A 19,509-nucleotide genomic window follows, 5' to 3' on the forward strand; every position below is an offset into this window, starting at 1 on the left:
CAGAAAAAATCAGGTAAAGTACTTAATCTTGATCAATTGAACGCGTATTCGTTCACAGTCTTTCAAAAAAACAGTATGCTTAACAGGCGAAAAGGAGCATACATGTATCAAGTACTGGCAAGAAAATACCGTCCACGTAATTTCAATGAGTTAGTGGGGCAAAACCATGTTTCTCGTGCGTTAACCAGCGCATTGGAACGCGGTCGTTTGCATCATGCTTACTTGTTTACAGGAACGCGTGGCGTGGGGAAAACCACGATTGCCCGTATTTTAGCCAAATGCTTAAACTGTGAAACCGGTGTCACCTCAACGCCGTGTGAAGTATGCACCACATGTAAGGCGGTGAATGAAGGCCGCTTTATCGACTTGATTGAAATTGATGCGGCGTCACGGACCAAAGTGGAAGATACCCGAGAGTTACTCGACAATGTTCCTTATGCGCCAACGCAAGGTCGTTTCAAGGTCTACCTGATCGATGAAGTGCACATGCTTTCAACGCATTCGTTTAATGCCTTGTTAAAGACCTTGGAAGAACCGCCTGAGCATGTCAAATTCCTGTTCGCGACCACAGATCCACAAAAATTACCGATTACCGTGATTTCGCGTTGTCTGCAATTTACTCTGCGCCCGTTAGCTGTCGATGAAATTACTGAACATTTAACTGCAATTCTGAATAAAGAACAGATAGACGCGGATCAGGATGCGATTTGGCAAATTGCCGAGTCTGCACAAGGCTCCTTACGTGATGCCTTGTCATTAACAGATCAGGCAATTGCCTATGGTCAAGGTGCCGTACATCACCAAGATGTCAAAGACATGTTGGGCCTGATTGACCGAACCATTATTTACGACCTGATTCTGGCGATTCATCAAAATCAGCAAGCGCGTGTGAGTCAGCTACTTCTACAATTTAGACAGCAAGCCCTCGATGTGTCTCTGGTACTGGATCAACTGGTTTCAACCTTACATGAACTGGCATTGTTGCAATACTTGCCAGATCTTGCGCTGAAGTACAGTGAAGAAATCAATCAGAAAATTTTACAGCTTTCTAAGACAGTTTCTGCCCAAGACTTACAGCTTTATTATCAGATTGCATGCAAAGGGCGGGCAGAGTTACAACTGGCAGTGACGCAAGAGCAAGGCTTTGAAATGACGGTGTTACGCTTACTGGCGTTTAGACCGATGAGCTTAAATGAAGTCACTGTAAGTGCAACGCCTGTTATCCAGGTTGCAGCAGAAGTTCAGCAACCAGTACAACATGTAAATACAGAAAATCAACTTGCGGTTCAGCAAGAAGCGGTTAATGTTGAACCTGAACCTGAACCTGAACCTGAACCTGAACCTGAACCTGAACCTGAACCTGAACCTGAACCTGTTGCGCAAAATCCAGATCGTAATTTGATGGTATTTGATGCAGAAGCGGGACAATTAATCGGTCTGGAAACTTCAGTACAGACAGAAGTCGTTCAATCGAGTATTACCGATTCGGAAGAAGTTCTGATTTTCCCGGTTGAAGAAAATGTTGAAACTTCTGCTCCCGTAGATGAGCTGCAGCTTGAACCGCAACCTGTAGTGGAAGCAGAGTCTTCAGTTGCTGTTATCAAGCAACAGGTTGTAGACACTGTGGTTGCAACAACCACAAGCGTAGTGACTGCTGCTCCAGCAATATCAGACGATTTAATGCCACAAGACATTCTCAAGCTGCGTGAGCAGACTTTGGAGGGCGAGTGGAATCTGGAAAAATGGGAATACTGGTTTAGAACCAGCCAGCTTTCACCTGCCGTACAGGAGTTGGCACAGCATGGTGTGATGCAAGGGCAAATTAACGGCACCTGTGTTCTGGTGATTCCTCAGGAGTATGAAGGCATGCTGTCACAGTTACAGCATGGTCTGGAAGATGCCTTAAAAGCGCAATGGCCTCAAACCCATTTTAATGTGCAATACGGTGCAGTGGACTCAAATACGCCGTTGTTGATGCAGAATCAACGTAAGCAAAAAGCCTTTAATCGTGCTGTCGAGTTGTTACATCAAGAACCTACGATTAAAAGTCTGGTAGACACTTTTGATGCGGAATTGCACAATATTCAATTGAAGCTTTAAGTAAAATAGACAGAATAGTATTTATTTTTTTACTTTGTAATGATTTAGAGAAGTTAAAAGTGTAATCTATGCTTAAAACTTAAATCATAACGAAATAAAGGTAAAAAATAATGCGTCGTTTACCCGTTTATTTATTACTTGATCCCTCAGGCTCTATGCATGGTGAACCTATAGAAGCCGTAAAAAATGGGGTGCAAATTTTACTTTCGACTTTACGTCAGGATCCTTATGCGCTAGAAACGGCCTATTTATCTTTAATTAGTTTTGATAGTCAAGCTAAACAGTTAGTCCCTTTAACTGAATTGGCTGTCTTTCAAACACCTGATTTACAGGTCACAGGCACCACCGCCTTGGGCGATGCTTTAGCGCTGTTAGCCGATAAAATTGAACAAGAAGTAGCTAAAACTACAGTAGAAGTCAAAGGTGACTGGAAACCTTTGATTTTCATTATGACTGATGGTGTGCCAACAGATGATTGGCGAAAGGGACTGCAACGTTTACAACAGGTTAAAACAGGAGTGATCGTGGCCTGCGCAGCGGGACATGGTGCCGATACTTCAATTTTAAAACAAATCACTGAAGTTGTTGTGGAATTGGCAACTGCAGATTCAAATACGATTAAAGCATTCTTTAAATGGGTTTCTGCCAGTATTTCAACAGGTAGTCAGAAAGTGGATGCCGGACAAAAAGAAGTCACTGGTTTGGGTGATTTGCCACCTCCACCGCCTGAAGTCAACATCGTACTATAAAACAAAGATTAAAGAAGAGGGTAAAACCATGGCTGTGAGTTTAAATAAAGGTCAAGGCATAAGTTTAAGTAAAACTGAAAATAATTTATCTCAAGTAACGATTGGTTTAGGTTGGGATTTTCAGGAACAGAAAAAAGGCTTTTTGGGTGGATTGTTTGGGGGTAAGAGCGCTGAATATGATCTGGATGTGATCGCCTTCCTTGTAGGGAATAATGGCAAAGTCAACAATCTGGGACGAGACGCACAGGGAAATGTCACCTTAGAAAATAGTGATGTTATCTTTTTTAATAATCAAAAGCATTCTTCTGGACATATCTGGTTAACTGGTGATAACCGTACAGGTGCGGGTGATGGTGATGATGAACAAATTATCGTGAAGCTCAATGATTTGGGTCAACAATACCAAAAAGTCGTTTTTGTGGTGCAAATCTATAAAGCTGCTGAAAATAATCAACATTTTGGGCAAGTCAAAAATGCATTCATCCGTGCAGTAGATACCACGGGCAGGGAAATGGTTCGTTTCGATTTGTCGGGCACGGGACAATATGATCAACAGCGTTCATTACTGTTTGCTGAACTTGTCCGTGAATCGGCAGGATGGAAATTTAATGCCGTAGGGCAGGCATCCCAATCTGATTCATTTGTGGAATGGTTAAAACAATACGCTTAAAAATTTGATTTTCGGCTAAAGAAAGGTTTAGAACAACATGCGCCGTTTACCCGTTTATATTTTATTAGATACCTCAGGATCGATGCGAGGTGAGCCAATTCATTCGGTGAACGTCGGCTTGCAGTCCATGTTGAGTGCATTGCGCCAAGACCCGTATGCATTGGAGAGCGTACATTTAAGTATTATTACCTTTGATCTGGAGGCGAAGGTTTATTTACCTTTAACGCCTTTGGATCAAGTACAGCTTGCCGATATTGATGTTCCGAGTGCAGGCGCAACTTTTATGGGTGCTGCACTTGAGTTGCTTGCTGAGCAAGTTAATCAGCAATTACAGAAAAGTACCGATGAGGTCAAAGGAGATTGGCGGCCACTATTGTTTGTGATGACTGATGGCTCACCGTCTGATGTCTATGCTTACCAACAAGCGATTCCTGTCATACAACAGTTAAACTTTGCCAGTATCGTTGCCTGTGCCGCTGGGCCAAAAGCCAAGCAGGAATATCTCCTACAACTGACCGATAAAGTTGTGGTCTTGGATACTATGGACGCGGCCTCTTTTGCAGGGTTCTTTAAGTGGGTGTCTGCCAGTGTCGTGGTGGGAAGCAGTAGTGCAGGGATTTCAGGCTCTGTTTCATTGCCGCCACCGCCGCCCGAAGTTCAATTGGTGTTGTAAATAAAATAAAGAATATATTAAGGATAATCAGAAGATGCGCCGTTTACCTGTTTTTTTCGTATTGGATTGTTCTGAGTCGATGGCGGGGGGGAATATTCAACAGATGCAACAAGGCATCCAGTCGATTATGCAGCAATTACGTCAAGATCCATATGCCTTGGAAACCGTCTATATCTCTGTTATTGCCTTTGCAGGGATTGTTCGAACCTTGGTTCCTTTGGTTGAGGTGTTTGCCTACTATCCTGTGAAATTACCTTTGGGTGGCGGAACACATTTAGGCAAAGCCTTAGAACATTTGATGAATGAATTTGATCGTCATTTGATTAAAACAACGGAAGAAACCAAAGGGGATTGGAAGCCAATCGTCTATTTGTTTACAGATGGTCGTCCGACCGATGAATGTAAAGATGCGATATACCGCTGGCAAAAGAAATATGCACGACGCTGTACGCTGATTGCCTTAGGGATGGGAAAAAATGTTGATTATGCAACGCTCAAGCAACTAACAGAGCACTGTATTGCTTTTGATGAGTTGAATGAACAAGACTTTAAAAAGTTTTTCCAATGGATTAGTGCTTCTGTGGTTGCACAAAGCAAAAGTATTGGGGATGGACAGCAGCAAGATCATTTACCGCCAATTGATGAGCGTTATATGCGTCTGGTCAAAGATCTGCCTGCCAAGAAAACCTTGGTGGATGAAAACTGTGTCACTTTTGTGGGACGCTGTGGCAAGCTGAATCGACCCTATTTAATGAAATTTGAACGTGAAATTCAGTATCAAGCGCCTCAAGATTTAAATATCAACCTGAATTTATATCATTTTCAATTGACCGAATGCTGCAAAATTGATGAGGATTATTTTACCTGGTCTGATCAAACCCAACATCAGCAGCAGATCAATACCACGTTATTACAAGGCACTCCAGAATGTCCGCATTGTTTGGCTGAAACGGCTTTTGCCATGTGTGGTTGTGGCCAATTGATGTGTTATGACGGTTTTAGCGAGGACGTGACCTGTCCATGGTGCCGTCGCCAAGTCAGTTTTGGTTATGGTGGTATGGATGGCTTCGATGTGCAACGAGGACGTGGTTAATCATTAGATTTAGGAAGGGCCATGTCGCAAACTTTAGTTCCTGAAATTCAGACTGCTTTATTGAAAACATTGAAGCAGTTACTACAAGATCAAACTCAACAGACCCCTCTATTACTGGATGGTGATTCTATTGATCAATTGCTGAATAGTAAAAAAATTTATAATGCCTACTATGATTTGGCTGAACAAATTTATACGCTGATGGGGTTTCAATTAGAACAGTCAGCAGCATTTCAGCATTCTTTATTACGTTGCATTCTGGAGCAGGGCCGCTTACCGATTTACATCTCTAACGCTGAAAATATCAATAGCGCTGAATCAAGCCAACCGCTATTCGATCATACGCAAATGATGCAGAATCCAAACAATGAGACTGATGCATTGGAGTCAATTGATCAGCTTGATTTTCTAGACGAGCTTTACTTGTCTCCTCCTGTTGAGCCAGAAAACGAGCTATCTTTTATAAATAATAGCTTTGTCGCTACACCACTTATGACAACGTCATTGTTACTTAGTTTAACTACAGATAACGGCTCAAATAATACCGACCACAATCACAATAATGCCTCAGGAAAACCAAATCATGAGGTGAAAATGGTGAAAAAAATGCCTCATTTTCAGATACCCAATGCACGTGTTGGGCAAGACTATCAAGCGCGTATTCAAATGCAATATCCGGTCAAAGAAGACGTGCTGATTTGTTCTGAATCAATCAAGATTCCAGAAGACTTGGGCATCGTATTTGATGATCAAGCCCAACAATTACAGGGTATTCCGTTGCAAGCAGGTGAGTTTAAACTGGCCTTTCAGTATAAAAACAACGAAGCCGTACAAGCATGGTCTTCCGGTGAGGTGACCTTTATTATTACCGCTGATCCGCGTAGTTTATGGCAGGTCAATGAACCCGATATCAATGAACCTTATCAGAAAGCACATAGTGACCACCAACTGATTCAGACTGAGCATTTTAACCTTGCTGCCTGTAGCCAGCGCGGACGCTCACATGAGCACGCTGGTACTTTCCGTGATGATGATTTTTTAATTGCACGTGTTGCAGAGACTGATTGGTCAGTGTTGATCGTTGCAGATGGCGCTGGCAGTGCTAGTTACTCTCGACAAGGTTCTTTACTTGCGGTGCAAAGTGTAGCCAAAACGCTGACAGATTACCTTGAACAGCATCATCCGCATTTGGATTCTTTGTTGCTGCAATGGCAAGTTGGCAGTGACGATGAAATGACCAAATCTGTTGCACAGCAGATTTATAAAGATTTTCACGATACCTTCTATAAAACAGCCCAAGTGGCGATTGAGACCATTGAGCAGGAAGCCAATTTAAAGCAGGTTGCAGCTAAGGCCTATGCTACGACTTTGTTGGTGGCTGTGGTTAAACAATGCGAGCAAAAAACCTTTATCAGTACTTTCTGGATCGGTGACGGTGCGATTGCTGTATATGCCAAAGATAAAGTGCGTTTAATGGGCAAACCTGATGGTGGAGAGTTTGCTGGACAGACACGTTTCTTAGATCGCAGTTTTGCACAGCAGTTTGCTAGTCGCGTCAATATTGGCTATTACGATGATTGTGAAGCTGTGATTTTAATGACAGATGGTATTTCCGATCCACGCTTTGAAACGGATGCTGGACTCGCGAATCATGAAAAATGGCAAGCATTATGGCAAGAAATTGAACCACAGTTACAGCAACTGCATCCAGATCAGGCTTTATTGGAATGGTCAAAGTTCTTTAGTGCAGGACATCATGATGATCGTACTTTGGCGATTTTATGGAATAAGCCTGTGATTACGGATGTGGAGGATGTTGTCCATGACTAAGATTATCCAATGTCAAACTTTAGATGGTCGGCCAGTCGCATTCGTTGATGAAGTCATTGGCTCAGGAGCAATGAAAGATGTCTATTTTTCACCGGATAAATCTTATGTGGTATGTTTTTTTAGCAAAGAAAAAAACCATTTTTATCAGTCGCATGCTGAGCTGGAAAGACAGAAGGACCGCTTAAAAGAAATTGTCGGCAATAAATGGCAAGGTATTTTCAACAGTGCAGGTGGGGATTACTGGAAAAATGTCTTTTGCTGGCCCGATGGTTTGATTGAATATAATGGTTTATTGGGTATTACAGCCCCAACATACCAAAAACAGTTTTTCTTTGAATATGGTTCTAAAAATAATGACTTTTTAGATATTAAAGGTAAGGAAAAAGAAGGGAAATGGTTTGCCAGTGCCAATAACCAAAATCGGTTTTTAGATGAAAAAGAAAAAGGCAATTGGTCGAATTATCTGCGTATTTGTATTTTGATTGCCCGTGCTGTGCGCCGTATGCATGCAGCTGGTTTGGCACATTCAGATTTATCCTATAAGAATATTTTGATTGACCCAGTAACTGGACGTGCTTGTGTAATTGATGTTGATGGTTTGGTTGTGCCAGGCAAATACCCACCGGATGTGGTGGGGACGCCTGATTTCATTGCGCCTGAAGTGGTGAAAACCAATTACTTTAAAAAGGATGATCCGCAGCGAAGTCTCCCGAATATCATGACTGATCGCCATGCCTTGGCGGTATTGATCTATATGTATTTGCTGTATCGGCATCCGTTGCGTGGTGGTAAAGTCCATGATGTGAATGATCCGCAGCGCGATGAAAATCTGGCAATGGGTGAAAATGCCTTATTCATTGAGCATCCAACTGATTTAAGTAATCGGGTAAAAGTCAGTCAGGTACGTCCAAGTGCTTTACCGTGGGCCGATCCAGAAAAAATTCCATTCACCGTGACAGGTCCTTATTTAAAAGAACTGTTTTTACAAAGCTTTGTAACGGGTTTGCACCAGCCACAACAACGACCTTCAGCCAATGATTGGGAAACGGCTTTAGTTAAAACGGTGGATTTGATTCAACCATGCTTAAATAGTGATTGCGGACAAAAATGGTATGTATTTGATAATACAACAAAACCGGTATGTCCATTTTGTGGCACAGCCTTTAAAGGCAAGCTACCTGTATTGAACCTCTATTCGGCACGTCGAGAAGGCAGCTTTAGACCCGATAACCACCGTTTAATGGTCTGGACCGGGCAATCGCTTTACTTGTGGCATGCCAATAATCTGATTGCGCCGAACGAGCGTCTAACCCCAGAGCAAACTAAACGTGTTGGCTACTTTATTTTTCACCAAAATCAGTGGTGGCTAGTCAATGAAAATCTGCCCGACCTCATGGATGTAGCAACCAAAACAATGATTCCAATTGGCGAAAAAATCGAATTGCTGGATGGAAAACAAATTTTACTTTCGCGTCAGGATGGAGGCCGCTTAGTGGTGGTACAAATGGTGGAATGTGTATGACACAACTAGTGAATGATCCTACTCAGGTTGGCATTGCAGAAAACTCAATCGGGATTTGGTTTACCCAAGCACATTCTTGTCAACGTGATTTAATTTTGGCAGCAAAAACCGCGCCTTTTGATACCCGAATTCATGTGGTGGCATCACATGCAGACGATCGTCCTGAAATTACGTCTGTTGCCGATATTGCTTTACAAGAACCACCTTTGTCAGAGCGAGTCGAGTGGGTTTTACAGCAAGCACAACGCTTAAACGTCAAATTGATCATCGCTGGGCATCATGCTGCAATGTATCTGGCTCAAAAACATCGCTTCGAGCAATTGGGTATTCGACTGATGGCGGGCTGTGATACGGTTGAGCAGATCGAGCAACTGAATGACAAATCCCTGTTCACTCAAATCTGTGTGACTCACGGCTTAGCGGTTGCACCGGCAACCATTGTTGAAAATGCCGAACAATTACAGGATGCATATCATGACTGGCTGCAAAAAGGTGATGTGTGCGTCAAGCCTGCCAAAGGAGTTTTTGCTTCAGGATTTTGGCATTTAGATCCTCATGCGGATGCTTTTGATGTTTTTGCCAATAGCATGAGATTCAAGGCAAATCCTGTAAGTTTTATTGAGAGTTATCGCCAGTTAGAACACCCTCCTGTGTATTTGGTCATGCCATTTCTTGCTGGACTAGAGTGCTCAGTGGATATGTTGTGCATACATGGTCAGGTGCAGGGTGCGATTGCGCGTTATAAACAAAACAATGGTTGTCAGAGTTTGACATTCGAAGATCCTGCGATTGAGTTGGCCTATCAGGTGGCTGCATTATTTGGTTGTGATGGGCTAGTGAATATGCAAGCTCGATATAATGATCAACAGCAGTTGTATATTTTGGAGGTCAACTCTCGGCCGTCAGGTGGCATTGCACATACCTTTATGAGCGGTATGAATTTGGTACATTTGGCGATTGCTCAAGCTTTAAAGCTCAATTATCAACCTGAAAAGATGCAAAGTTCGATTACTGTACGCAGCATAAGTCAGAGTATTTGTGTAATATAAAGACCATTATGTATATTATTTTAACCTAGATTTAAGAATTATATGATTGAGATTGAATTACAACGCGGTAAATTGGATTTACAGCCCGATGAAAATAGCCATTGGAAATGGCAGGATTTACTCGGTTTTGCTGAGCGAATAAATCCGAAAAGAGCTTTTTTATTTGTTTCAAAAGTCTTGGGAAGACATATTCCGGTTAGCCCTCAGGTGATGCGTCATGCGTTTACTGATTTAGCCCAACTGGTCCCGAGCGATTTACCAGAGCCAATCTTGGTGATTGGGATGGCAGAAACTGCGGTGGGTTTAGGTGCAGGTGTACATCAAGTCCTGCAAGAACGCTATCCAGATGCATTTTATGTCACCACGACGCGTCATCCGGTTGAAGGTGCACCGTTATTGGCGCGCTTTTTAGAAGAACATAGCCATGCGCAAGATCAATTGCTGTATGGATCTCCTGATACTGATATCCAAAAGAAAATTTTAGCCAGCAAAAGTATTGTATTGGTTGATGATGAAGCTTCTACAGGAAAAACTTTCATCAATTTAGTGTCTGCATTACAGGCAGCTGGTTTTGATCAAATTTCCCATATTGTGACGGCCACATTGGCAGATTGGTCATCAGGTATTCATATTGCTGGATTACATTGTCAGTCCGTGGCATTGATGACAGGTAAATGGCAGTGGCAGGATGCCGAAAATCCGCCACAGATCAACATGCCCAAAGTTGATACCGTGGCATTTGGTGAGTATGCAACCTTGTCTGAACCGACTTGGGGACGGTTACCGATTCAGGATACGTCTGCCTATATTCGTTTGAAGGTCGAACCTCAGCAACGGATTTTAGTGTTGGGAAGTGGTGAATATGTCTGGTCTTCATTCTTATTGGCTGAAGATTTGCAACGTCAGGGCGCAGAGGTAAAATTTAGTGCAATCACTCGCTCACCGATCGCCGTAGGCCATGCAATTCAGTCTGCTTTGGCTTTTTCAGATAACTATGGCTTGGGGATTCAGAACTTTGTTTACAATATCAATCCATTAGAGTATGACCGAATCTTGATTACAGTGGAAACCTGTGCTGATTCAGTTGCCAATAGCCTATTAGACGCAATTCCAAATGCTGAAGTCATCAGCGCAGTAGAATTTCCACATCAAACTTTTAATCTGTGTAGTGCAAATGACTAATTTCTTATTTGACGCGCAAAATATTGCAACGCCACTGATGCTGGTTGATCTGGATGATACTCTATTCCAGACCCATCGCCGTATTGTTCCCCAAGCTGACTTTAAAATGGTCACCACGGACAAACAGGGACAAGCATTGGCGTATATGAACCCAATTCAGCAGCATTTTGTGCAGTGGTTGTTGCATAGTACTCATCTGATTCCTGTCACGGCACGAAGTGCCGAAGCATTATCTCGGGTACACTTACCTTTTCAGTATGGGGCAGTCTGCTCTCATGGCGGCACCGTACTGAATGCAGATTTCAGTGTAAATCTGGATTGGCATGCACAGATGCAACATGCATTGGCCCCTTATCAAGCACGACAACAGGCTTTGATTGAGGTGGTACAACAACAGGCAACCCATTTTGGTTCTATCCGTACTTGGGTGGTCGAAGAGCAAGGTTTGGGCTTATACGTGGTGGCCAAGCAAAATACCGAAAATGATAATCCTTATGCACCGAATTTCTTACCAGAACTATTAAATAGCTTAAGCCCAGATGTATTGGATGGGTTCTATTTTCATTTAAATGGCAATAATTTGGCTTTGATTCCAGAACCGGTAAGTAAAGCCAATGCAGCTCGTTTTTTATTGCAACAGTTTGCGTCTCAACAACGCCCGATTCTCGGTTTTGGCGATAGTCTGTCCGATGTAGAGTTTTTAAATCTTTGTCATTGGTGGGGCATGCCAAACCACAGTCAATTGAATCGTTGGGTAAAACATAATTTGACGCAGCAATATAAACAAGAAGGATATTATGGCGATTATCAATAAAGATAAAGCAAATGAATTAATTTTAAAACAAGGGTTTAGCGGTAGTTACCAATCGGAACAAGTGACTTTTTTACTTAAAAGGACGCATATTGAACCAACCGATACCATCGAAAAAGAACGCCTGATTCAATCTGGCGAGAAGCATTATTCGCAAATGATCAGTTTGGAGAGTGCACCGACCGAACGTCATTTACAGTTGTTTGAACAGGCCATGCAGCAAGGGCAACTGCGTTTGGCCCAAGAAGTTCAGCAATTGGCACAAAGCTTGATTGCACAATTCAAGGAGCCAATTGTATTGGTGAGCTTTGTACGTGCAGGCGTACCCTTAGGTGTACTGCTTTATCATGCAATACAGGATTTAGGCTGTGACTGTGTACATTATGGCATCAGCATTATTCGAGATCGTGGCATCGATTTTGCGGCATTGGAAACCATTATTGCTAAACATGGACACGAATCGATTGTATTTGTGGATGGTTGGACGGGTAAAGGCGCAATTCGTCAGGAATTACAGCGTAGTCTAGGCAATGATGCTCGTTTTGCAAGTCGACCTTTACCGTTGGTGGTGTTATCTGATATTGCTGGTTGTGCATGGTTGGCGGCCAGTGGTGAGGACTGGCTGATTCCATCTGGTATTTTGGGTTCGACTATTTCAGGTCTTATTTCCCGCAGTATTTGTGAAGGCGAAACCTTGAGTGCCGAGGAAATCACTGCCGAGAATATCGATCAATGGCATCGTTGTATCGAATATAGCCATTTAAAAGAATTTGATATTTCACAACAGTTTATTCAGCGAATTAACCAGATTCGCACACAGCTTAATCCACAACCTAATGCAGTCTGGGCGGAAACACAACAACAGGCACAACAAGATCAAAGCCAGCAGGTGGTACAGAAACTGGCCCAAGAATACGACATTCAAAATATTAATCGGATAAAACCGAGTATTGCTGAAGCAACCCGAGCAATTTTAAGACGGGTGCCTGATCTGGTGTTACTTCGCGATGCCGATGATGTAGATACCCGCTTATTACGTCATTTAACTCAAATCACAGACACGCCAGTACAAGTGGTGGGTGATCAAATTGCGCCGTATAGAGCGATTACATTGATTCAAAAATTGGGGAAAGGATAATTTTATGTTATCTGCATTATCTTTAGGGGCAACATTATATATGCCTGCCACACGTCCAGATTTATGGGCTGTGGTGAAGGGTGAAAAATATCCAGAGCTACGTTCCTTGGTGATTTGTCTAGAAGATGCCATTACTGAGCCGGAAATAGAATTTGCCAAACAAAATCTCAAACAGCTATTACAGCAAATTCAGCAGCAACAGCGCCTTGAACACCATCCGAGAGTTTTTATCCGACCACGTCATATTGCAATGGCCGCGGAGTTGGCCGAATGGAATGAAATTACGGCCCTAGATGGAATGGTCTTACCTAAGTTCGGCTTAGCCAGTTTTAAGCAATGGCTTAGCGTTCTTCCGCCAGATCTTCATTATATGCCTACGCTTGAAACTGCTGATAGTTTTGATATGGGGCAAATGAAAGAGCTGAGACAAGCCTTGCCAGAATTCCATAACGTATTGGTACTTCGGGTCGGAGGGAATGACTTATTGAATTGTTTGGCTTTGCGTCGCCCAACTGATATGACCTTATATCAAACTCCAGTCGGCACACTCATTGCGAATCTGGCAGGTCAGTTTTTACCTTATGGTTTTGCACTGAGCGCGCCTGTGTGTGAGCATTTTAGTCAGGTGAAATTGTTGCAGGATGAATTATATCTGGATTTACAGCATGGTTTATCGGGTAAAACCGTGATTCATCCTGCACAGATCTCGATTGTACATCAGGCTTATCAGGTCAATGAAATCGAGTTAAAACAAGCGCAAGGTATTTTACTCGATGGCAGCAAGGCGGTATTTGCCTGTCATGGCAGTATGCTTGAACCCGCAACCCATCGTCGTTGGGCGGAAAGGATTTTAGAACGGGCAAGAGTGTTTGGTCTAAAAGTATAAAATCAAAAATATAGGAGTAATCGATGCAACAACTGATTACAGGGGCCAATCTGGCATTAAGCCAGTCACAGTGCCAAGTGAAAATTAAAACCACGTTAGCCGCTCATATTGGTTTAGATGTCACCGCTTATGTCTTGAATGCTCAGGCGAAGGTTCGTGGTGATGCAGACATGATCTTTTATGGGCAAAAGCAGACACCGAACCGTAGTGTAGAATTGGTTGAGGCGACAACAAAAGCACCGTATATCGCGCAATTTAATCTGAACACACAATTGTTTGATGCGGATATCAGCAAACTTGCAATGTGTGCAACGATTGATGGACAAGGTGCAATTAATGCGATTCAAGATATTCAAATTGAATTATGGGAACATGGACAGCTCACGGCTACAGCAACGGTAAAAAGTGCTGAAAAGACTGAAAAAGCACTGATTTTGGCCGAAGTTTATCGTCATAAAGACCAGTGGAAATTCCGCTTCGTTAATCAAGGCTTTAATGGTGGTTTACAACCGCTAGCTGAACATTTTGGGGTAGAAGTTAGTGATCAAGCTACGATGCCTGAGCCTGTACCTCAACCTGTACCTGCACCAGCCCCTCAGCCTAAAATTAATTTAAGCAAAATTACCCTAGACAAACGCAACAGCCAGATTAATTTACAGAAACAGGCTCAAGGTTTTGGTGAGATTAAAATTAATCTCAACTGGAATCAGCGGACTCAACCGGCACAATCAGGTGGTTTCTTTAAAAAATTGCTTAACCAGAATCAAGGTATTGATTTGGACTTAGGTTGCCTATTCGAGATGCAAGATGGTAGCAAGTCGGTGATTCAGGCCTTAGGAGGGAAATTTGGTGATTTTAATGATTTTCCCTTTATCCAGCTTTCTGCCGATGACCGTACTGGTGCATTAAAAGAAGGTGAGTGGCTCAGAATTAATGGCCAACATTGGCAGCAGATTCGCCGTGTGGTGTTATTTGCCTTTATTTATGAAGGCGTGCCGAACTGGGCTGAAACTGATGCCGTGGTCACGATTTATGTTCCCGATCAGCCACCGATTGAAATCCGCTTGACCGAAGGACAACCTTTGGGAATGTGTGGCATTGTTGAGTTGGTGAATCAAGGCGGCAGTATTCAAGTACAACGTCATGTGCGTTATGTGCCTGGCCATCGTGAATTGGATCAAGCCTTTGGCTTTGGTCTACGCTGGGTTGCAGGCAGTAAATAAAGTTGATATTTGAGTATAGATTAGATAACAACAATTTTGATACCTAAGTAGACATCATTGAAACTATTGAATTTTAAGTGTTCAAACGAGGAGAAAAAACAAAATGGCAATTAGTTTAAATAAAGGTGGAAATTTATCCCTAAGCAAGACAGATCCAAATTTAGTTCGCATTTTAATTGGATTGGGCTGGGATGAACGTGCAACTGATGGCGCAGCATTTGACTTGGATGCGAGTGCATTCTTATTAACCGCAACAGGTAAAGTACGTGGTGATCATGACTTTATTTTCTATAACCAACTGAAATCTCAAGATGGTTCTGTAGAGCACACAGGTGATAACCGTTCGGGTCAAGGTGATGGCGATGATGAAACCTTATTGGTTGATCTGTCAAGAGTTTCTGCTGAAATTGAAAAAATTGCGATTACCGTGACGATTCATGATGCGCAAACACGTGGTCAGAATTTTGGACAGATTGCCAATGCCTTTATTCGTGTCGTAAATCAAGACACCAATGTAGAAGTGGTTCGTTTTGATTTGGCAGAAGATTATTCAACTGAGACAGCCATGGTGTTTGGCGAGGTCTATCGACACAATGGTGAGTGGAAATTTAAAGCTGTTGGTCAGGGCTATTCTGGTGGGCTTGCTGCAATGTGCCAACAATATGGTATTCAGGTCGGCTAAGGTTCTCATTTCAACATATAAATGATGAATAGCTTCATGCTGTTTAAAAAAGGAAAAAAATGAAACACTTTCGTTTCTCAATTATTTTTACCGTAATCTGTCTCGGGTTATCGGCATGGTGGGGCTTTACGCATGGCCCGAATGCTGGTTTCTCGATGATGCTCAAAGTATTGGTGATTACGACTGTACTGGCAGTTATGGAAGTTTCCTTGTCTTTCGATAATGCTGTTGTGAATGCATCAGTACTCAGAAACTGGGATGAGTTCTGGAAAAAACTATTCCTTACTGTCGGGATTTTAGTTGCTGTATTTGGTATGCGTTTGATCTTCCCACTTTTGATTGTTGGCGTAACTGCTGACATGGGCATGATTGAAGTGGCAAAACTGGCACTGAATGATCCAAAAACCTATTCAGAAAAGTTACTTGCTCACCATGCTGAAATTGCAGCCTTTGGTGGAATGTTCTTACTTTTAGTGTTCTTAAACTTCTTGTTTGATGACGGTAAAGATACTCACTGGTTCCATTGGCTGGAAACACATTTATCCAATCTTGCCAATATTCCTGCCATGTCAGTATTCGTAGCACTGATTGCTTTATTGATCATGGCTGCATTTGTTCCTGAGCAGCAAAAGCTAATCGTAATTGTCGCTGGGATCTGGGGCATTGTGGTCTATATCGGCGTGCAAGTGCTGGGTCATTTACTTGAGGGTAGCAGTGAAGAGGATGAAGCTGACGAAAAACAGGCTTCTGGTGCTTCAACTAATATCATAAAGGCTGGTATTGGTGGTTTCCTCTATCTCGAAGTATTAGATGCTTCGTTTAGTTTTGATGGCGTGATTGGTGCGTTTGCGATTACAAGTGATGTGGTTGTGATTATGTTAGGTCTGGCAATTGGGGCAATGTTTGTACGTTCGATGACGATTTATCTGGTTGAGAAAGGCACATTGGAGGCTTTTATCTATCTAGAGCATGGCGCACATTATGCGATTGGTGCTTTGGCAGCAATTATGCTTTATACCGGAACAGGTGGTCATGTGCCTGAAGTGGTCACAGGCTTGATTGGTATTGCATTTATCATTTGGGCTGTATTGTCTTCGATCGCTTACAGTAAACAACAAACACAAGCTTGATAAAAATGCATGGATACATCATTTATATGATATCCATGATCTAAATGAAATAAACAATGAGTTGAAATTTAATAAGGAGAAACTCAAATGGCAATTAGTTTAACCAAAGGTGGTAACGTTAGCTTAACTAAAGAAGCGCCTGGTATTACCAAAACAACTGTTGGTTTAGGTTGGAATCCACGCGTGACTGATGGTGCTGCATTTGACTTAGATGCAATTGCATTCTTAGTCAATGAAAGTGGTAAGGTTCGTGCCGATAATGACTTTATTTTCTTTAATAACTTAAAGTCATCTGATGGTTCTGTGGTTCACAATGGTGATAACCGTACAGGTGAAGGCGATGGTGATGACGAAACCCTAAGTATCGATTTAAGCAAAGTTCCTGCTGACGTTGCAAAAGTGATCTTTGCGGTTACGATTTACGAGGGGCAAACCCGTAACCAAAACTTTGGACAAGTTGCGAATGCCTACATTCGTGTAATTAACGATGCGGGTGGTACTGAAATTGCACGTTATGACTTGTCTGAAGACAGCAGCACTGAAACTGCAATGATCTTTGGCGAACTTTATAAACACGGTAGCGAGTGGAAATTCCGCGCAATCGGTCAAGGTTTTGCTGGTGGCTTAGGGCCATTAGCGGCTTCTTATGGTGTTTCTGTTTAAGATGCCTGTGGAAGATAGTGTTTAGGCACTATCTTCTTTTTCGATATTTATAAATGATAAAAATAGGTTATTCCTTAATATGTTGAATTTAGTTCGCGGACAAAAAATAAAACTAACTGATGTTTTACAGGGGCAATCCTCTTTTTATATCCAGATTCAATACCAAGCAGCTTTTGATTTAGATATCGCCAGCTTTGGACTTGATCCGCAGTATCGTTTAAGTGATGAGCGATATATGACCTTTTACAATCAGCCTGAAACGCCATGTCAAGCTGTTAGGCTGATTGAAAACCAAAATAAATGCAGTCGCTTTTTAGTTGATTCTGCAAAATTACCTGCAAGTATTCAACATTTGGTTTTGACCGCTGCAATTGATGGCCAGAATGTCATGTCGCAATTACAGCAAGCCACGATTCAAATTCTTAACTTGCAGTTACAGCCGATTGCTGAACTGAAGTTAGATGGCGGATTCTTTGATCAAGAACGTGCCACCATGCTGATCGAGATTTATCGAAAAGACGGTATTTGGCGTTTGGCTGCAATCGGGCAAGGTTTTAATGCCGGACTTGCTGCTTTAATTCAACATTTTGGTGGAGAAGTTGCTGAAGAGCCAGCAACACAGACTGCACCAGCAGACCCGCAATCGAATATAGATTTAAAGAAAAAATTATCTTTACAAAAAGCTGAAAAAACGGGCAATGCTTCCATTATCGATCTGACCAAAAAGTCACTGGTTCAGTTGGAAAAGAAAAACTTGCTGGGCGTGACTGCACGTGTTGCGCTGGTCTTGGATGCCTCTGGATCAATGGATGGCCAATATCGCCGTGGCGATGTACAAAAGGTGGTAAATCGCTTAATGCCACTGGCTATTCATTTTGATGACGATGGCAGTTTCGAATGCTGGGCTTTTGCCGCTAAGACGACACAACTGGATGATGTTACTCTTAACAATGTCAATGATTTCATTAATACCACCCAACGCGGTTGGAAGAACTGGCAAGTTGGGGCTCGTTATAATGAGGAGATTCCAGCGATTGAAGCTGTGATTAACTATTTCCAGAAATTCAAAGATCAAATCCCGACCTATGTTTTATTCATTTCAGATGGTGGCGTGGGTAGCCGTCGACAAATGCAGAAAATATTATCGCAAGCGGCCAAACTCCCAATTTTCTGGCAATTTGTCGGCATTGGTGGACGAGACTACGGTGCGTTAGAAAAACTAGATGAAATGTCGGGACGGATTGTCGATAACTGTAATTTCTTTAGTCTGGATCGGATTGATAGTGTTTCAGATGAACGTCTATATGAATTGTTATTACAAGAATTTCCTGATTGGTTAAAGGCTGCGAAGCAACATCAGATTGTTAGAAATTAAAAGGAACAAACAATGGCACAGTTTAGCTTAGTCGGTTCACCCGAACCGTTCCTGCATGTATCCATGCGTCGTGGCGACAAAATCTATTGCGAAAGTAATGCCATGGTGATGATGGAAGCTCCTCTGGAGTTAAAAGGACGTTTGCAGGGTGGTTTGATGCAATCCTTATTACGTCGTTTCGCCAATGATGAATCGTTGTTTCAGCAACATATTGAAGCAGTACGCGGTGATGGCGACTGTCTGTTATCGGCAGCGTTGGATGGCGATATGCAGATTCTGGATGTGGGAGCGACTCAGTATGTACTCAGCGATGGTGCTTTCGTAGCAGCGCATGATTCAGTTGAAGTCAAAGCGCGTTTAAACAGTAGTATTGGCGGTGCATTTTTTGGTAATACAGGCGGTTTTCTAGTAATGGAAACCAGCGGGCAAGGCCAAGTGGTGGTCTCTGGCTGTGGCACCTTGTTTGAACTAGAAGTTGAACCAAACAAAGAAGTCATTATTGATAATGGCCATGTGGTTTGTTGGGATGCGCGTCTAAATTATAATTTATCTGTATCCACCTCACAAAATAGCGGTTTTCTTGGCAATTTGGTCAATAGCGTGACCAGTGGCGAAGGCATGGTGTTACGTTTCTCAGGTCAGGGTAAAGTGGTGATTTGTTCTCGAAATCGCAATAATTTCCTGCAGTGGTTAACATCAAAGTTAAACTTAAACCGTAGTCAATCCAATTAAA

The 19,509-nt window shown here is 42.5% G+C and carries 18 protein-coding genes; all 18 read left to right on the forward strand.

What is annotated here, in order from left to right; translation table 11 throughout:
- Positions 1 to 102: 102 nt before the first annotated feature.
- Complete coding sequence (gene dnaX / locus J699_RS17755) at positions 103 to 2,100, forward strand: DNA polymerase III subunit gamma/tau (protein ID WP_032882662.1); 1,998 nt, start codon at positions 103 to 105, stop codon at positions 2,098 to 2,100.
- A 110-nt stretch (positions 2,101 to 2,210) separates the two neighbouring features.
- Entirely contained in the window at positions 2,211 to 2,849 is a 639-nt protein-coding gene (locus tag J699_RS17750; RefSeq protein ID WP_032882663.1) for a vWA domain-containing protein, read from the forward strand.
- A gap of 28 nt (positions 2,850 to 2,877) precedes the next feature.
- On the forward strand, positions 2,878 to 3,519 hold the full coding sequence (locus tag J699_RS17745; protein ID WP_032868980.1) for a TerD family protein: 642 nt from the start codon (positions 2,878 to 2,880) through the stop codon (positions 3,517 to 3,519).
- Positions 3,520 to 3,556: 37 nt separating this feature from the next.
- The gene (locus J699_RS17740; RefSeq protein ID WP_032868981.1) at positions 3,557 to 4,192 is read left to right on the forward strand and encodes a vWA domain-containing protein; all 636 of its coding nucleotides are present in this window, start codon (positions 3,557 to 3,559) and stop codon (positions 4,190 to 4,192) included.
- 34 nt (positions 4,193 to 4,226) lie between these two features.
- A complete protein-coding gene (locus J699_RS17735; RefSeq protein ID WP_032868982.1) occupies positions 4,227 to 5,285 on the forward strand; it encodes a TerY-C metal binding domain-containing protein in 1,059 nt (352 codons plus the stop codon).
- A 21-nt stretch (positions 5,286 to 5,306) separates the two neighbouring features.
- A complete protein-coding gene (locus J699_RS17730; protein ID WP_032882664.1) occupies positions 5,307 to 7,115 on the forward strand; it encodes a PP2C family serine/threonine-protein phosphatase in 1,809 nt (602 codons plus the stop codon).
- Complete coding sequence (locus tag J699_RS17725) at positions 7,108 to 8,637, forward strand: helix-hairpin-helix domain-containing protein (protein WP_032868985.1); 1,530 nt, start codon at positions 7,108 to 7,110, stop codon at positions 8,635 to 8,637. Before J699_RS17730 ends, J699_RS17725 begins: the two co-directional genes overlap by 8 nt.
- Positions 8,634 to 9,686, forward strand: coding sequence for an ATP-grasp domain-containing protein (locus J699_RS17720; RefSeq protein ID WP_079281805.1), 1,053 nt, complete (start codon positions 8,634 to 8,636; stop codon positions 9,684 to 9,686). Before J699_RS17725 ends, J699_RS17720 begins: the two co-directional genes overlap by 4 nt.
- A gap of 42 nt (positions 9,687 to 9,728) precedes the next feature.
- A complete protein-coding gene (locus tag J699_RS17715; RefSeq protein ID WP_032868987.1) occupies positions 9,729 to 10,868 on the forward strand; it encodes a phosphoribosyltransferase domain-containing protein in 1,140 nt (379 codons plus the stop codon).
- Positions 10,861 to 11,682, forward strand: a complete 822-nt coding sequence (locus J699_RS17710) for an HAD hydrolase family protein (protein ID WP_032868988.1) — start codon at positions 10,861 to 10,863, stop codon at positions 11,680 to 11,682. Before J699_RS17715 ends, J699_RS17710 begins: the two co-directional genes overlap by 8 nt.
- Positions 11,666 to 12,817 (forward strand): cysteine protease StiP, encoded by a 1,152-nt coding sequence (gene stiP, locus J699_RS17705; RefSeq protein WP_032868989.1) that lies wholly within the window; start codon positions 11,666 to 11,668, stop codon positions 12,815 to 12,817. Before J699_RS17710 ends, stiP begins: the two co-directional genes overlap by 17 nt.
- 4 nt (positions 12,818 to 12,821) lie before the next feature.
- The gene (locus J699_RS17700) at positions 12,822 to 13,703 is read left to right on the forward strand and encodes an HpcH/HpaI aldolase/citrate lyase family protein (protein ID WP_032868990.1); all 882 of its coding nucleotides are present in this window, start codon (positions 12,822 to 12,824) and stop codon (positions 13,701 to 13,703) included.
- 23 nt (positions 13,704 to 13,726) lie between these two features.
- The gene (locus tag J699_RS17695) at positions 13,727 to 14,926 is read left to right on the forward strand and encodes a TerD family protein (RefSeq protein WP_032868991.1); all 1,200 of its coding nucleotides are present in this window, start codon (positions 13,727 to 13,729) and stop codon (positions 14,924 to 14,926) included.
- 103 nt (positions 14,927 to 15,029) lie between these two features.
- Complete coding sequence (locus J699_RS17690; protein ID WP_032868993.1) at positions 15,030 to 15,608, forward strand: TerD family protein; 579 nt, start codon at positions 15,030 to 15,032, stop codon at positions 15,606 to 15,608.
- 59 nt (positions 15,609 to 15,667) lie between these two features.
- A complete protein-coding gene (locus tag J699_RS17685) occupies positions 15,668 to 16,738 on the forward strand; it encodes a DUF475 domain-containing protein (protein ID WP_032868994.1) in 1,071 nt (356 codons plus the stop codon).
- An 87-nt stretch (positions 16,739 to 16,825) separates the two neighbouring features.
- On the forward strand, positions 16,826 to 17,401 hold the full coding sequence (locus tag J699_RS17680; RefSeq protein ID WP_032868995.1) for a TerD family protein: 576 nt from the start codon (positions 16,826 to 16,828) through the stop codon (positions 17,399 to 17,401).
- Between the two features lie 79 nt (positions 17,402 to 17,480).
- Positions 17,481 to 18,776 carry a VWA domain-containing protein gene (locus J699_RS17675; protein WP_032868996.1) on the forward strand — a complete coding sequence of 432 codons (1,296 nt, stop codon included), beginning with the start codon at positions 17,481 to 17,483 and terminating at the stop codon, positions 18,774 to 18,776.
- Positions 18,777 to 18,788: 12 nt separating this feature from the next.
- The gene (locus J699_RS17670) at positions 18,789 to 19,508 is read left to right on the forward strand and encodes a TIGR00266 family protein (protein ID WP_032868998.1); all 720 of its coding nucleotides are present in this window, start codon (positions 18,789 to 18,791) and stop codon (positions 19,506 to 19,508) included.
- The last annotated feature ends 1 nt before the right edge of the window (position 19,509 follow it).

This window comes from Acinetobacter sp. 1000160, from assembly GCF_000588715.1.
Taxonomy (GTDB): Bacteria; Pseudomonadota; Gammaproteobacteria; order Pseudomonadales; family Moraxellaceae; genus Acinetobacter; species Acinetobacter courvalinii.

Bases quoted from the DNA above. Each gene is read 5' to 3' on its own strand.
- J699_RS17675 (WP_032868996.1), top strand. From the start codon at position 17,481: ATGTTGAATTTAGTTCGCGGACAAAAAATAAAACTAACTGATGTTTTA.
- J699_RS17750 (WP_032882663.1), top strand. From the start codon at position 2,211: ATGCGTCGTTTACCCGTTTATTTATTACTTGATCCCTCAGGCTCTATG.
- J699_RS17690 (WP_032868993.1), top strand. From the start codon at position 15,030: ATGGCAATTAGTTTAAATAAAGGTGGAAATTTATCCCTAAGCAAGACA.
- J699_RS17720 (WP_079281805.1), top strand. From the start codon at position 8,634: ATGACACAACTAGTGAATGATCCTACTCAGGTTGGCATTGCAGAAAAC.
- J699_RS17670 (WP_032868998.1), top strand. From the start codon at position 18,789: ATGGCACAGTTTAGCTTAGTCGGTTCACCCGAACCGTTCCTGCATGTA.
- J699_RS17710 (WP_032868988.1), top strand. From the start codon at position 10,861: ATGACTAATTTCTTATTTGACGCGCAAAATATTGCAACGCCACTGATG.
- J699_RS17730 (WP_032882664.1), top strand. From the start codon at position 5,307: ATGTCGCAAACTTTAGTTCCTGAAATTCAGACTGCTTTATTGAAAACA.
- dnaX (WP_032882662.1), top strand. From the start codon at position 103: ATGTATCAAGTACTGGCAAGAAAATACCGTCCACGTAATTTCAATGAG.
- J699_RS17735 (WP_032868982.1), top strand. From the start codon at position 4,227: ATGCGCCGTTTACCTGTTTTTTTCGTATTGGATTGTTCTGAGTCGATG.
- J699_RS17745 (WP_032868980.1), top strand. From the start codon at position 2,878: ATGGCTGTGAGTTTAAATAAAGGTCAAGGCATAAGTTTAAGTAAAACT.
- J699_RS17740 (WP_032868981.1), top strand. From the start codon at position 3,557: ATGCGCCGTTTACCCGTTTATATTTTATTAGATACCTCAGGATCGATG.
- J699_RS17725 (WP_032868985.1), top strand. From the start codon at position 7,108: ATGACTAAGATTATCCAATGTCAAACTTTAGATGGTCGGCCAGTCGCA.
- J699_RS17685 (WP_032868994.1), top strand. From the start codon at position 15,668: ATGAAACACTTTCGTTTCTCAATTATTTTTACCGTAATCTGTCTCGGG.
- J699_RS17700 (WP_032868990.1), top strand. From the start codon at position 12,822: ATGTTATCTGCATTATCTTTAGGGGCAACATTATATATGCCTGCCACA.
- J699_RS17715 (WP_032868987.1), top strand. From the start codon at position 9,729: ATGATTGAGATTGAATTACAACGCGGTAAATTGGATTTACAGCCCGAT.
- stiP (WP_032868989.1), top strand. From the start codon at position 11,666: ATGGCGATTATCAATAAAGATAAAGCAAATGAATTAATTTTAAAACAA.
- J699_RS17695 (WP_032868991.1), top strand. From the start codon at position 13,727: ATGCAACAACTGATTACAGGGGCCAATCTGGCATTAAGCCAGTCACAG.
- J699_RS17680 (WP_032868995.1), top strand. From the start codon at position 16,826: ATGGCAATTAGTTTAACCAAAGGTGGTAACGTTAGCTTAACTAAAGAA.